The sequence below is a fragment of the Bacillus sp. FSL L8-0167 genome (assembly GCF_038630295.1).
In the GTDB taxonomy this organism is placed as follows: Bacteria; Bacillota; Bacilli; order Bacillales; family Bacillaceae; genus Bacillus; species Bacillus safensis.
Map to the genome: position 1 here is coordinate 3,632,208 of NZ_CP152027.1, position 13,507 is coordinate 3,645,714.

At 43.5% G+C, this 13,507-nt stretch carries 13 protein-coding genes and 4 tRNA genes; 3 read left to right on the forward strand and 14 right to left on the reverse strand.

All coding sequences use genetic code 11. The annotated features are described in order from the left end of the window. Window positions 1-16: 16 nt before the first annotated feature. Window positions 17-706: an ABC transporter permease subunit gene (locus tag MHB66_RS18730; RefSeq protein WP_034283580.1), complete on the forward strand. Its 690-nt coding sequence runs from the start codon at window positions 17-19 to the stop codon at window positions 704-706. Next, complete coding sequence (locus MHB66_RS18735; RefSeq protein WP_024427618.1) at window positions 707-1,588, forward strand: ABC transporter ATP-binding protein; 882 nt, start codon at window positions 707-709, stop codon at window positions 1,586-1,588. It abuts the gene before it with no gap. 40 nt (window positions 1,589-1,628) lie between these two features. On the opposite strand, the gene MHB66_RS18740 is transcribed toward MHB66_RS18735, so the two are convergent. The 11 genes from MHB66_RS18740 to MHB66_RS18790 form a co-directional block, all read right to left on the reverse strand. Then, window positions 1,629-2,093, reverse strand: coding sequence for a GNAT family N-acetyltransferase (locus MHB66_RS18740; protein ID WP_046312608.1), 465 nt, complete (start codon window positions 2,091-2,093; stop codon window positions 1,629-1,631). Window positions 2,094-2,161: 68 nt separating this feature from the next. Then, window positions 2,162-3,349, reverse strand: a complete 1,188-nt coding sequence (locus MHB66_RS18745; protein ID WP_046312605.1) for a S1C family serine protease — start codon at window positions 3,347-3,349, stop codon at window positions 2,162-2,164. An 81-nt stretch (window positions 3,350-3,430) separates the two neighbouring features. Then, window positions 3,431-4,225, reverse strand: coding sequence for an MBL fold metallo-hydrolase (locus tag MHB66_RS18750; protein ID WP_034283589.1), 795 nt, complete (start codon window positions 4,223-4,225; stop codon window positions 3,431-3,433). 6 nt (window positions 4,226-4,231) lie between these two features. Continuing rightward, entirely contained in the window at window positions 4,232-5,095 is an 864-nt protein-coding gene (gene yycI / locus MHB66_RS18755; protein WP_046312602.1) for a two-component system regulatory protein YycI, read from the reverse strand. Further along, window positions 5,082-6,461 carry a two-component system activity regulator YycH gene (gene yycH / locus MHB66_RS18760; RefSeq protein ID WP_046312600.1) on the reverse strand — a complete coding sequence of 460 codons (1,380 nt, stop codon included), beginning with the start codon at window positions 6,459-6,461 and terminating at the stop codon, window positions 5,082-5,084. Before yycH ends, yycI begins: the two co-directional genes overlap by 14 nt. Beyond that, a complete protein-coding gene (gene walK, locus MHB66_RS18765) occupies window positions 6,451-8,289 on the reverse strand; it encodes a cell wall metabolism sensor histidine kinase WalK (RefSeq protein WP_024424029.1) in 1,839 nt (612 codons plus the stop codon). The genes yycH and walK overlap by 11 nt, the downstream gene beginning before the upstream one ends. A gap of 7 nt (window positions 8,290-8,296) precedes the next feature. Next, entirely contained in the window at window positions 8,297-9,004 is a 708-nt protein-coding gene (gene yycF, locus MHB66_RS18770) for a response regulator YycF (RefSeq protein ID WP_024424030.1), read from the reverse strand. Window positions 9,005-9,351: 347 nt separating this feature from the next. Beyond that, a tRNA-Phe gene (locus MHB66_RS18775) sits at window positions 9,352-9,424 on the reverse strand. A 27-nt stretch (window positions 9,425-9,451) separates the two neighbouring features. Continuing rightward, a tRNA-Asp gene (locus tag MHB66_RS18780) sits at window positions 9,452-9,528 on the reverse strand. A gap of 82 nt (window positions 9,529-9,610) precedes the next feature. Then, window positions 9,611-9,682, reverse strand: a tRNA-Glu gene (locus MHB66_RS18785). Window positions 9,683-9,688: 6 nt separating this feature from the next. Next, a tRNA-Lys gene (locus MHB66_RS18790) sits at window positions 9,689-9,764 on the reverse strand. Between the two features lie 345 nt (window positions 9,765-10,109). Between MHB66_RS18790 and MHB66_RS18795 the strand changes: the two genes are divergently transcribed. Next, entirely contained in the window at window positions 10,110-10,634 is a 525-nt protein-coding gene (locus tag MHB66_RS18795; RefSeq protein ID WP_034283595.1) for a peroxiredoxin family protein, read from the forward strand. 28 nt (window positions 10,635-10,662) lie between these two features. Here the strand turns inward: MHB66_RS18795 and MHB66_RS18800 are convergent, their stop codons facing one another. The 3 genes from MHB66_RS18800 to MHB66_RS18810 form a co-directional block, all read right to left on the reverse strand. Beyond that, window positions 10,663-10,872 carry a hypothetical protein gene (locus MHB66_RS18800; protein WP_046312597.1) on the reverse strand — a complete coding sequence of 70 codons (210 nt, stop codon included), beginning with the start codon at window positions 10,870-10,872 and terminating at the stop codon, window positions 10,663-10,665. A 13-nt stretch (window positions 10,873-10,885) separates the two neighbouring features. Beyond that, window positions 10,886-12,019, reverse strand: a complete 1,134-nt coding sequence (locus tag MHB66_RS18805) for a DUF418 domain-containing protein (protein ID WP_046312596.1) — start codon at window positions 12,017-12,019, stop codon at window positions 10,886-10,888. Between the two features lie 137 nt (window positions 12,020-12,156). Next, window positions 12,157-13,446 carry an adenylosuccinate synthase gene (locus tag MHB66_RS18810; RefSeq protein ID WP_034283601.1) on the reverse strand — a complete coding sequence of 430 codons (1,290 nt, stop codon included), beginning with the start codon at window positions 13,444-13,446 and terminating at the stop codon, window positions 12,157-12,159. Window positions 13,447-13,507: the final 61 nt, after the last annotated feature.

Sequence of the window (13,507 nt, forward strand, 5' to 3'; positions counted from 1 at the left end):
AAGGGAGGTACAGCGTGTGTGGACCATCTGTATGAATGAGTTTAAGCAGCTCTTCAAAAGCACAAAATCTATTTTAACAATTGTTATTATTTTCATTTTATCTACTTTTGTTTCAAGTCTTCCGTTTATCGCTGCTCATCAGGAAAAATGGGAACTGGCAAAGGATCCTTATTCTATTGGGAATGAACTGGTGATGTCTTTATTTGGTTTCTTCCTTATTTTTTTGTTGTCTCATGATATTTTAAGCCGCGAAATTCATTTGAAAACCATTCGTTTTCTCGTCAGTAAAACAACCCGTTTGAACATTATCATCGGGAAATATCTTGGACTGATGCTGTTTTGGCTTAGCTGTATTATGACGACATATGTGCTGAATATGGTGATTTCACACCGTTTTCTGTTCTCAGATGCCTTAAAAATCTTAACCTTTATCAGTGTCGGTATCTCATGTGCTTTATTTTTGTCCATGCTCTTTCCAACACCGCAGAAATCAATGTTTGTCGGCATGTTATTTTCCTTTCTTTTCCCAATCGTCAGTTTGATTTCTGTTCTTTCTTCAGAACGAATGATTCATTGGTTCCAATATATGACGCCTTATTATTATGCGCGCTGGAGTGAACCGCTGACCTACGTCCTAATGAACACGGCATTGACCGTTATCTTACTCATTGGAACTGCACTGCTGTTTCAAAGGAGGGATGTGTAGATGCTTCATACAAAGGGGCTCACAAAAAAATACCGTACAAAAGTCGCAATAGATCATATTAATCTTGATGTCAATCAGGGCGATATCTTCGGCCTCATTGGACCAAAGGGATCTGGTAAGACGACGTTTTTCAATATTATTACCGGGATCTCCCGCCCTACCTCTGGTACGTTTACAGTGATGAATATGCCTTCGCTAAAAAAAGTGAGACAGCATATCGGTGTTCTGCCAGAATATACGGATTTATATGAAGGTCTTACGGCTCTTGAGCATATTGCCTATTTATCAAAAATCACCGGAACACGCCAGAGAACGAGTGATTATGAAGAACTGCTCGAATTTGTCGGTTTACATCATGATCATCAGGAGAAAGTCGGTGCCTTCACACCTGGTATGAAGAAACGGCTCGGAATGGCGCAGGCCATCGCCCATCAGCCGGAATTTATTTTACTCGACGAGCCTTTTGCCGATATTGATGCAGATTCGATCTTGCACATCCAGCGGGTCATTGAAACATTAAAGGATGAAGGAAAAACCGTCTTTTTAACAGCTGACCGTCCAAGGTTCACCAATAGTATTTGTACCAAAACGGCGTTCATTTCTGAAGGAAAATTAGTGTCCCCACATACTCATCCTCAAGAAAAAACCATCACATCCTCAAACATACGTGCAACCTTCAAGCATGCATGGATTGATGATGAGGTGAAACCTGTTCTCACGCAGTACCTGCAAACTGTCGGAACAGATCTTGTGATCAGTGATGACGAGACCTCATTGTTAATTCGTTCAGAAGCTCAAGTTCCAGCGATCATTCGTGCTTTCGTGAAGTGCAAAGTCGATTTATACAGAGTCACGGCTCAGGATGCCATGATGTCCTCATAAAAAAGTACCGTACGCTTTCTGCACGGTACTTCTTCTTTTTTTATAAAGGTTTACTCATATAGATACCGGTTTCTTCAAATCCCGTTTTCTCGTAAAGCGAACGAGCGATTTGATTGTGAGCAAAGACATGAAGAGAGAGTTTTTGCACACCTAATAACTTTGCCTGCTCCTCTAATGCAGCAATTGCCTGCTTTGCAAAGCCTTTTCCTCGATAAGCTTCAAACAAAATAAAGTTATAAATAAACCCTTCGTGCTGTGGGTGATTCGGGTCATAGCAAAGCCAAACCCAGCCTATCGCTTCATCTCCGTTTAAGAAATTCCACAGCTCATGATGCTCTGTCTGAAGACCTTCTGGAAGCAGCCTGTCAAATTGTTCTTCTGCGTTCGCAAGTGATTCTTCCTTTTCCCATGTCCCTGCGAGTACCTTTTCTTCCGCGTACCGCTGAATGGCTTTCTCCATCAATACATCGTAATCAGTTTGTGACATCCGTTGTAGTGTAACCAATCGTACCGCCCCCTTTCCTTCATCATATGTCAGTCATGCCAAAAAAACCAGTTCCTAGTTGGAACTGGTTAGCCGCCATATCGGTCGGTTTGAGAAAGTTTGATCTCTGCTGATTTTTTCTTTCCGCTTCGATAAAACTGCACCTTTACCTTGTCGCCGACCTTCTTTTGATATAAATACTTACGAAGATCTACGATATTCTGTACACTCTTGCCATCAAAGGAGGTCACGACATCCAGCTCTTTTAGTCCCGCTTTTCCTGCGGGAGACAACGGCTCAACACTCATGACAACGACCCCAGATGTAACCTTAGATGGCAGTTTCAACGTTTCCTGCCAGTGATAGCTCGCAATATCCGCTAATGATTTCATGCCGACGCCAAGATACGGACGCTTTACCTCTCCGTAGCGCTCTAAATCCTCTATGACAGGAATGACCAGATTCGCTGGAATAGACAGCCCGATTCCTTCTACCTCTGATTCAGCAATCTTCATTGAGTTGATGCCGATCACTTTTCCGTCCATATTGATCAAGGCACCACCGCTGTTTCCAGGATTGATGGCGGCGTCTGTTTGCAGTACTTCTGCATTCCAATCCGTCTGTCCGTCCCCATTTGAATCCACAGGGATCGCACGCTCCGTGCCTGAAATGACTCCTTGTGTGACAGAACCTGCGAATTCAAGCCCTAATGGATTTCCAATGGCGATGACTGGCTCACCCGGCTTCACATGATCTGAGTTACCGAAGGCTGCCGTTTTCTTGATTTTATCACTTTTGACAGTGAGAACTGCTAAATCCATGAGCTGATCGCTGCCGACAAGATTGGCACCAATTCTTGTCCCGTCATGGAGGCTCACTTCAAGCTGGTTGGCGCCTTTGATGACGTGATGGTTTGTGACAATATAAAACGTGTCACCCTTTTTTTTATAGATCACACCTGACCCGCTGCCTGCTTCTCCGCCTTCCTCCCAAAAGCTCGACTTTTGGATATTAATGACGCCGACCACCGTATCTGACATATTAGACACCACTTTCGTGACAGCATCATTGACGTTTACATTCACAGTTTTTAAAGGGCCCTGAGATGCTTGTCCATCACCGTTCTGCTGCCATCCAAAGGGACTGCCGCTCTGTCCAGATACATAGGGGAAAAAGAATCCCATTAAAAAAGCTCCTACCAATACACCGATCAAACCAGAAAGAAAATATCCTTTTCTGCTTCGTCTCGGCTTCCACTCTACATCGCGATAATCCACTATGTTTCCTTCCTTTCAGTGAATAGATGATGTATATAGTGTTGGTAAGAAGCTCTTATCTTAATCATACGATTGTAAAAATCATACGGCGCAAAGCGGGGTTGCTTTTTTCGGGTCCGTATCAAATAAATCAAAGCCGTCCCCCACAACAAAGCCCTTCATTTCAAGCGTCTGCTGGACCGCCATACGGGCTAAATCCTTCATGTTGTTATCTTGACTCAAGTGAGCCAAATAAATGCGTGAGGTGGCATCTCCAATGACATCTGTCATCGCGAGAGCAGCATCTTCATTTGATACATGTCCGACATCACTCAGAATTCTGCGCTTAATGCTCCATGGGTAGCGGCCCATTTGCAGCATCCCGACATCATGATTGCTCTCAAACACAAACGTATTGGCTGACTTAATAATGCCTTTCATGCGGTCACTCACATAGCCTGTATCCGTCATGAGGGCAAGTTTGCGCCCTCCATAATGGAACACGTAAAACATAGGCTCTGCGGCATCGTGTGAGACGCCAAATGACTCGACATCAAGGCCGCCAAAGGATTGAACGGTCTCCATATCAAAATGGAATTTCTGCTCTGTGTCAATCTTTCCGATATGAGACTCCATTGCCTTCCATGTTTTCGCATTTGCATAGACAGGAAGCTTGTACTTTCTTGCCATGACACCAAGCCCTTTAATATGATCGGAGTGCTCGTGTGTCACAAAAATGCCGTCCAAGTCCTCAGGCTTGCGGTCGATTTGGCTAAGCAGCTCGACCATCTGTTTGCCGCTTAAACCAGCATCCACCAAAAAGGCATGCTCGTCTGTTTCTAAATAAAAAGCGTTCCCCGTACTTCCGCTCGCTAGTACACTGAACTGCAAGCTCATGTTCTCTCACTCCATTGAAGATTTGTCATCTTTCTCTATATGATCAAGTGTTGAGCCATCAATGGCATTGATCAAATATTCTTCTTCTGTCTTTTTCTTTGAACCTGCTGATACGCCTTCAAGCTCCACCCGCCATACAGGTACCATGACTTGCGTGCTTGCCCCCGGGTATTGCGTATAGTAGCCAAGCTCTACCTTTTTCACGGTCGTGTTTTGGCTCAGCATATTTTGCGTATATAAGTCCTTCACTGTTTCAAGTGCCGGGACAAGGGTTTCTTTTCTCACTTCATTAATCGATGTCACCATTGATTGCTCATATGAGACGATTTCGTTTTGATCGTTGAGATTTAAGGTGATTTGCCCGATGGTTTCGGTGTCATCAAGGCCTTCTTGGAAGATGTATTTCCCTTTATACGTTTGGAAAAAGACGATTTTCCCTGTCTCTTCATCTATACTCCACAGCTTATAATTCTTCCCATCCAGCAAACGCTGGTTCACAAGGTTCGTCGCCGCTGTTTTGATATCCTTTTTCGGCAAGGCAACGGGTTTGTTGAAGGTCATTTCAAGCAGCGTGACAGGATCATCTTTTTCTGTTTTCGGGAATGTGCTTTTCGCCTTTTGATCAGCTAATCCGTCGACATCCTTTTTTGTATATTGCTTCTTTTCAGCTGTAATGCGGTATCCAATTTTCGCTTCATCTGATAGATTGCCATATTTGATCCCGTCTGCCTTCATTTCTTCCAGCGTATCCGTTTTTTCGATAATCGCAAAATGATCGGTTGACCGTTTTTCAAAGTATTGAAAACCTAGAAAGATATCGAGAACGAGAAAGGCTAGGATAAAGATCGTTTTGGTCTTATTCCACTCCATGATTCTCGCTCCCCTCTGTCAAAAGATCATTCGATAGAATCACGGTTTTGCCGTTATACTTCATACACCATACAGGCTCCAGCCAGACAAACATCGCTTGATCTTGATCTGATAGGGTTGAAGCAGCTTGATATGCAGGGAAAATCTGTTCAATTTTCTCCAGATCATCATATTTCGTCTGCTTGATGATCAAGTCCTTCAGCTCTGTCCCGTTCATCAGCTTGACCTGTTCACTTTGACTCGCTTTATTGCCAAGAATATAGTTTGGGCGCTTGTAATTCAAAATGTCATCATTCGCCCATTGTACTTCAAGGGAGGTCATCCCAAATGGATGCTTTGTACTGTTCACGATCGGCAGACCGTCCATAAACATATTAAAGGACAGCTGCTGGTTGCTGTTGATGCCAAAATATTGATAGTCATCAGTAAAGCTTCCCGTATCATTGAAATATTTCACACTTCGCTTAATCAAATCCCCCGTTTGGAAAACAGTGCTGGAATTGATATTGCGATGCTGATATTGAATGCGGTGGTCTTTTTGATTGGCTTCAAGGCGGCTTGTGCCATCTGTGTACACCGTCCGGTTTAAATTAGATTCCTCACCGACAAGGCTCGGGTCCGTAAACAAAGCATCTTTGAACTTGTTTGTCTTAATCGTTTCGATAAAGAACATCTTCGCTTCAAGCTGCTTTTGCTTTCTCGGAAGAAGGAAATCTCGTTTAGAATTCGTTGAGAATGTATAAAGATCATAGCGCGGCATCTCGTTTTGAGCGGCTGCGATACTGTTCATTAGATTACGGTAGTTGGCGGACTCAATTGTCAGCTCAAGCACCGTCTCCTTGCTGTATGAGACCAAATACACTTTTTTATTCGCCTTATCCTGCTGGGCGAACGGCACGATCATCCGATCAAACGAGTTGTATTCAATGGACTTGTTCGGCCATTTAAAGAGCGCTTGGAAAATATCAATCGGAATCGGATCATTGAAGACAAGATCCAATGTCTTCCCTTGTCCTTCGCGTCCATAGAAGAAATTCTTAAATTTCTGCTCGGAATATTGATCTGACACATCGTTAATCTCTTTGACATCCCAAAGGCTCACATCATTCCAAAAGTTTTGAAAGAGTTCCTTTTGATCCACTTTAAAATGCTCCCCATTTGAATGGATGAACATCTCGCGCGGCTTCACGACATCAATGAGACTTCTAGGCTCGTCGCTTGAAATCTTCTTCGTTTCCACGACCTGTGTGCCGGTATCTGCCTGATCCTGCATGACGGGCTGGAACATCCAGATATTCCACGTAAATACAAGACTGATCGCAATTAGGATTGTCAATATTATGGTTTTAAAGGTCTCACGCTTCATCCCAATCATCCTCTTGTTCTTCATTGTACGGAAGGGTAAAGGTCACCGTTGTCCCTTTTCCTTCAATGCTGTCAGCCCAAATATCTCCGCCATGAGCCTGAACCATTTCTTTTGCAATCGCAAGGCCGAGGCCGGTTCCGCCAAGCTTTCTTGTTCTTGCTTTATCTACCCGATAAAAACGTTCAAAGATTTTATCCATATCCTTCTTCGGAATACCGATTCCTTCATCTTTCACGCTGAATAACACAAGGCCTTTCTCCTCATCCAGATCGACGGTAAACGTGATGTGTCCACCCTCTGGTGAGTATTTCATGGCATTGGAAATGATATTATCGAGCACCTGAGTAATTTTATCTTGGTCGATTTCCACATATACTTCACGCTGCGGCAGGTTGCGGATAAAATCGACATGCTGCTCCTTCGTCATTTCAAAACGATCAATGACGAGCGAGATAAACCTGATAAAGTTCGTCCACTCACGGTTGAATTGATAATCCTTGCTGTCGAACTTAGACAGCTGCAGCAGGTCATTGACAAGCCGGATCATGCGCTCAGTTTCATTTTGCGTGACACTGAGAAATCTTGGTGCAAGCTCTTTATCACCAATTGCACCTTCAGCAAGCGCCTCAAGGTAGCTCCGCATCGTCGTCAGCGGTGTGCGCAGCTCATGCGATACGTTCGCGACGAATTCACGGCGTTCAGCATCAATTTTCTCCTGCTCTGTGACATCATAAATGACCGCAATTAAGCCATCAATTTTCCCATGCTCTTTCTGAATGACGGAGAAATTCACACGCAATACAGACAGCTGATCTTCGCGCTCAATTTCGATCAGCATGGAATCTTGATTTTCGACTAAATCTTCAAATGTATGAGTTTCCTCTAAACCAAGCAAAGACGTGATCGGCATCTCTAGTGCTGTTTCACGTGAAACATTTAACAGCTCTAATGCAGGGCTGTTTAATAGAATAATTGCACCGTTTTGATTCGTTGCGATGACACCGTCCGTCATATAGGCAATAACAGAAGAAAGCTTTTTCCGCTCCCCCTCCGTCATCAGCTGAGCTTCCTCCAGCTCTCTCGTCAGATGGTTAAAGGTTGTCGCAAGCTGGCCAATCTCGTCATGTCCATACTTCCGGACCTTTCTGGAGAAGTTCCCTTTGGCAAGCTCGATCGCCTGCTTTCTCATATCTGAAATAGGATGAGTGATCGTTCTGAAGATGAAGATACCAAGTAGAGCAGTCGTCCCAAGTGCAATCAGTGTCCCAGTTGCTAAAATGGTGTTAATGGTTCGCATTTGGTTAAAAACACTTTCCATTGAAGACACAACATAAATCACACCAACGGTCTCTTGGTTCTCATTTTTTACGGCTGTCGCAGAAATACGCACCCTTTTATTTGACTCAGGGTCATAGAATTTTTTCTCATAGTCTTTGCCGACCGCGAAAATACGGCTAATGATTTGATCAGTGATTTTCTTGCCGGCAATCTCTTGGCTGCCGTTATTTACAGAAGCAATGACCTCTCTGCTTTCGTCAATATAGCTGACTTCAGAGATTTCATTAGACTCATCTTTGTTGTTAAAATCGTTTAATATCTTTTGAGCATCCTCTTTTAATTCTGCTTTGCTTTTCGATGAATCTTGTTCTAGGTAATACGATAACGAGTAGATTCGCTGATTCAAGGAATTATCATATGAATTAATTAAGGACTGCTCTAGCTGCTTCACAAAGTACACGCCAATGATCTGCATGGCGACGATGATCAGCAGCACGTAAATCAAGGTCAATTTGAAGTGAATCGAGCGAAAAAAACCTACTTTACTCATAAGAATCTTAGTCCTGTTCTGGGTTTCTTAAATAGTAGCCGACGCCTCGTCTTGTCACGATCCAGCTCGGGTGGCTAGGGTTGTCTTCAATCTTTTCACGAAGACGGCGGACTGTGACGTCTACTGTACGGACATCTCCGAAGTAATCATAGCCCCACACGGTTTGCAGCAAGTGCTCACGTGTCATGACTTGTCCGATATGTTTCGCTAAATAATGAAGCAGTTCGAACTCACGGTGCGTCAATTCAATCGTTTCCTCGCGCTTAGACACCACATACGCATCTGGATAAATAACAAGTGATCCAACCTCAATATCATTTGATTCAGATTCTTCCTCCGTCTGCGGAGCAGCGGTTTGTCTTCTCAAATTCGCTTTCACGCGGGCAAGCAGCTCACGTGTGCTGAAAGGCTTTGTCACATAATCATCTGCGCCAAGCTCAAGGCCGATGACTTTATCAATTTCAGAGTCTTTTGCTGTCAGCATGATAATCGGCATGTCATATTTCTTTCTCACTTCACGGCATACTTCCACACCATCTTTATTCGGCAGCATAATGTCGAGCAGAATAATGTCCGGCTTGATTTCTTCTACCATTTCAAGGGCTTCGTTTCCATCATATGCACAATGAACCTCATAGCCCTCTTTCCTTAAATTAAATTCCAATATATCAGCAATCGGTTTTTCATCATCTACGACAAGAATCTTTTTTTCCATTGTGATTTCCTCCTGCATTTTTAGCATCTATGTCATTCCATTTTGCATGTCACATTACGCCTTTTCCGTTTGCGGAAAAAAGGCTCACTGTCTATTATAACGTTTTACGAGGCAAAGATAAAAATAATAACGGCTTTCTTTTCTAGTAAACGTTGGATAGGAAGGCGCCGCTCAAAAAAATTGATGACTTTTTCCTTTTTTATTGAAACTTTTCCAATCTCCAGCCGTCTATATAGATGTAACGTCTTCTTCTTATGGAGCCGGGCCCTACCTAGGTCCGGCTTCTCCCTTTTTATGCCTTCTTTTCATAATAAAAACGCACCTGCGATTGCAGATGCGTTTGGAAGTGGCTCGGGACGGAATCGAACCGCCGACACACGGATTTTCAGTCCGTTGCTCTACCAACTGAGCTACCGAGCCATCATCAAAAAGATGAATATGTATAAATGGCGGTCCGGACGGGACTCGAACCCGCGACCTCCTGCGTGACAGGCAGGCATTCTAACCAACTGAACTACCGGACCTCAGTAACTTGCCCGAAAAAGCAATCGTGGTGCTCCTTCAAGCAAGTGAGGAAAAAATTAGCTTAACGCTAAAGTAAATCAATGACCCGTACGGGATTCGAACCCGTGTTACCGCCGTGAAAGGGCGGTGTCTTAACCGCTTGACCAACGGGCCAATACATGGTGAGCCATGAAGGACTCGAACCTTCGACCCTCTGATTAAAAGTCAGATGCTCTACCAACTGAGCTAATGGCTCTCGGTTTGTGAAAAGTGAATCTGAAGAAGCTAATATTGCGCCAAACCAATCGCTTTAAAAAAGCTGGAACATCGCATCCTAACAAGTTTCAGAGACCTTTGCAACAACGAGATTTATAATATCATAGAATAATTACATATGGCAATACGTTTTTCGACATTTTTTTAAAAAAAGTGTCGGATTTGAAATCTCCTGCCAAAGCCCCCATTTTTGCAACCGCCTTCAATTTTGATGCACCTTTTCGGGTGACCACTGCCTACTTAAACACATAGACACGTTTCAGGCCGCTCAAAAATGGCTATACATGAAACAAGTGACATTGTCATTGAAAAAGGAGGAAGCAGTATGAGTTCATTTAAATTAGGAGATAAAATGCCCAATTTTTCACTTCCAACAATACAGGGCGAACACATTGATTTCGACAAACATTTAGAGGAGCATCAAAGCTGGCACCTGATCGTTTTCTTTAGAGGATCTTGGTGCCCGGTATGTGTAGAAGAATTAAAAGAGCTTGAACAGCAGCAGTCATACTTTCAGGACAAGGATATTCACTTGATGGCGATTTCAACGGATAACCCTGATGACTTGAAGGCATTTGCTGATAAAGAGGGACTATCCTTCCCGATCATGTATGACCATGATCTCACGTCATTAAAAGCATATGAAGTCCACTATCACGGGGAAGATGCCCCATATGAAGATCACGGGGTGCACGGTGAACCTGCTTATTTCTTATTAAATGAAAAAGGTCAAGTGCTCTATCAGCAAAGACAAACAAGTCCGTTTGGCAGACCGCACGCCAACGAACTACGCAAAATCATCCAGTACATCCGTAAAAATTTAAAAGGCCAATATAAAAGCCTGAAGTAAGGAAAAAGCCCTCGCGATGAGGGCTTTTTTATGAACATTTTTTGTTAAATAGCCAGTCAGCGGAGAAAAAGACAAGGAGTCCCGCCATTAAAATGACAAAAGTAACCGGTGGTCTGTCACCTTGGAAAAACGCGTACAGCGCATGCCCTCCTAATGCCAGAAGATAAAAGACAAATGCCGGCACAGCAGCTTTATGTGTATTCGCTTGTTCTCTTTTCGTCATTTTTTTAAAAAACATAATGCTGTCCCCTTTATGCTGCTTTTTTCATCGTCACCCGGCGAAGTGCCCGTGAACGGATATATTCCATTGGCCCGATTCCCCAGACGTTTAAGCAGCATGCTGAAATCGCAATTTGCAGAAGTGAAGTCAACAGCCATGCCAACACAATCAGGGGCGCATTGATTTGACCGCCAAGACCAAATCCCCAGCTATAAAAAAGAATGGAACAGATGACATTTTGCAGGATGTAGCAGCTAAGCGCCATTTTCCCTACATATTCAAACCAAGTCCACATGAACCAAGACTCCTTGCGCGCGAGGAGCTTCGCAATGACAGCTATATAGAAAATAGAGAGGAATGGTGAAAAGACGTAGCGAACCACAAATTCCACTAAATCGTTCGATACGAAAACTAGTGCATTCAGCGGCAGACCAATCCACAGTCCGATTCGGAACAATATTTTCCGGAGAGATTGTCCGCGTTCATTTCCATAAAATACACCGGCTCTCATCATCCGCACACCCAATAAAAACAGAAATGTGTTCATTGGAATGATAAAGACCGCTTCTTCTCGGTACATGAAGAAGTATTGTAACCGTTCTTGAATCTGCGAGATCCATGTCTCTGGCAGCTGCTCTTCCAGCGCCGGTTCACCGCTTTGATCATCAGTCGCTGACTCCATTTCAGAGAGGGAGTACAGCATCAGACATGACATCACGAGCAGATGAATCACACCTGAGAAAACCATGCCCTTTTTGATGCGCCTGCTTCCTCCCCGTACAATGTAAGCCACAAGCAGCCCCGTAACGGCATAGCTCATGAGCACATCATATTCCATTACAAGCGCAAAATGGACAAAGCCTTCGATAAATAAAAATAAAAGAATCCACAAATAAGTACCCGGCCAAGGCGTGTCCTTCCTTTTTGTCTGCTGGTATTTCAGCTCCAATCCAACACCAAACATGATCGTGAGCAGCGAGAGCATTTTTCCATAAACGAACATGGAGACAAGACTTTCTAGAAAACTGCCATTTTCATATTCATCCGCAATCTGATCTGTCGCAAAGGTATCCCCTGCATACGCAAAAAACCAGACGTTCGTTCCCAAGGTGCCTAGTATGGCAAAACCTCGTAAAATATCTAATAATCGTATTCTTTCTTTCACTAGAACGCTCCTTCCCTCCTATACAGTTATCATATTTTGGTAATGACCGGAAGTCCGTTCTAGTGAAATTAACGAATATTTAAACAAAAAAGCACCAGTAAAATGCGAGATTTTACTGGCGCTTCATCAATCTATTCTTATGGACGGTACACGCTGCGGACAACGTTCGTTTGTGAACGATCTGGTCCGACTGAGAAAATGGAAAGTGGAATACCTGTTAATTGTGAAATGCGTTCTAAATAATGGCGGGCATTTGCAGGCAGCTCACTTAAGTTCTTCACGCCTGTAATATCCTCTGTCCATCCTGGCATTTCTTCGTAGACAGGCTCACATTTCGCTAATTCATTTAGGCTTGCTGGGAATTCCTCAGTGATTTCTCCATTCAATTTATAAGCGACACAGATTTTCAATTTTTCAATCCCTGTTAGTACATCAATTGAGTTAAGAGATAAATCTGTAATTCCGCTCACACGGCGTGCATGGCGGACAACAACGCTGTCAAACCAGCCGACACGGCGCGGGCGTCCAGTTGTCGTACCGTATTCACGGCCAACCTCACGAATTTGATCACCAATTTCATCATGGAGTTCTGTTGGGAATGGTCCATCTCCAACACGTGTTGTGTACGCTTTTGACACGCCGACTACATGTTGAATTTTTGTTGGTCCTACGCCAGAACCAATTGTCACGCCTCCAGCTACCGGGTTAGATGACGTCACAAATGGGTATGTCCCTTGATCGATATCAAGCATGACCCCTTGTGCTCCTTCAAATAGCACGCGGCGGCCTTCATCTAGTGCATCATTCAAAACAACAGATGTGTCTACAACATATTTTTTCACTTGCTGGCCATATTCATAATACTCGTCTAAAATATCTTCAATCTTGAAGCCTTCTGTGTCATACATTTTCTCTAAGAGACGATTTTTCTCTTCTAGATTACGTGCAAGCTTCTCTTCAAATACTTCACGATCTAATAGATCTGCGACGCGGATACCGATGCGGGCTGCTTTGTCCATATAAGCTGGCCCGATTCCTTTTTTAGTCGTGCCGATCTTGTTAGCCCCTTTCCGCTCCTCTTCTACCTCGTCCAATTTTAAATGGTAAGGCAGAATAACATGGGCTCTATTGCTGATTCTGAGGTTATCTGTACTCACATTCCGTTCGTGAAGATACGCAAGCTCAGTGACCAACGCTTTAGGATCAACCACCATTCCATTACCGATGACACAAGTTTTCTCTTTATAAAAAATACCGGATGGAATGAGGTGTAGCTTATAAGTCACTCCATCAAATTTGATCGTGTGACCTGCATTGTTTCCCCCTTGATAACGGGCAATCACCTCTGCATTTTCTGAAAGGAAATCGGTAATTTTCCCTTTCCCTTCGTCACCCCACTGCGTACCTACTACGACTACTGAAGACATATCGTGCACCTCCGTTAACCTTTCAAAACGTTATCTCTTTCAAACACATTTATTTTATCAA

Coding starts and splice junctions, on each gene's coding strand:
- MHB66_RS18800 (WP_046312597.1), bottom strand. CDS start 10,872: ATGTTTTTTAAAAAAATGACGAAAAGAGAACAAGCGAATACACATAAA.
- walK (WP_024424029.1), bottom strand. CDS start 8,289: ATGAGTAAAGTAGGTTTTTTTCGCTCGATTCACTTCAAATTGACCTTG.
- MHB66_RS18750 (WP_034283589.1), bottom strand. CDS start 4,225: ATGAGCTTGCAGTTCAGTGTACTAGCGAGCGGAAGTACGGGGAACGCT.
- MHB66_RS18735 (WP_024427618.1), top strand. CDS start 707: ATGCTTCATACAAAGGGGCTCACAAAAAAATACCGTACAAAAGTCGCA.
- yycI (WP_046312602.1), bottom strand. CDS start 5,095: ATGGAGTGGAATAAGACCAAAACGATCTTTATCCTAGCCTTTCTCGTT.
- MHB66_RS18795 (WP_034283595.1), top strand. CDS start 10,110: ATGAGTTCATTTAAATTAGGAGATAAAATGCCCAATTTTTCACTTCCA.
- yycH (WP_046312600.1), bottom strand. CDS start 6,461: ATGAAGCGTGAGACCTTTAAAACCATAATATTGACAATCCTAATTGCG.
- MHB66_RS18810 (WP_034283601.1), bottom strand. CDS start 13,446: ATGTCTTCAGTAGTCGTAGTAGGTACGCAGTGGGGTGACGAAGGGAAA.
- yycF (WP_024424030.1), bottom strand. CDS start 9,004: ATGGAAAAAAAGATTCTTGTCGTAGATGATGAAAAACCGATTGCTGAT.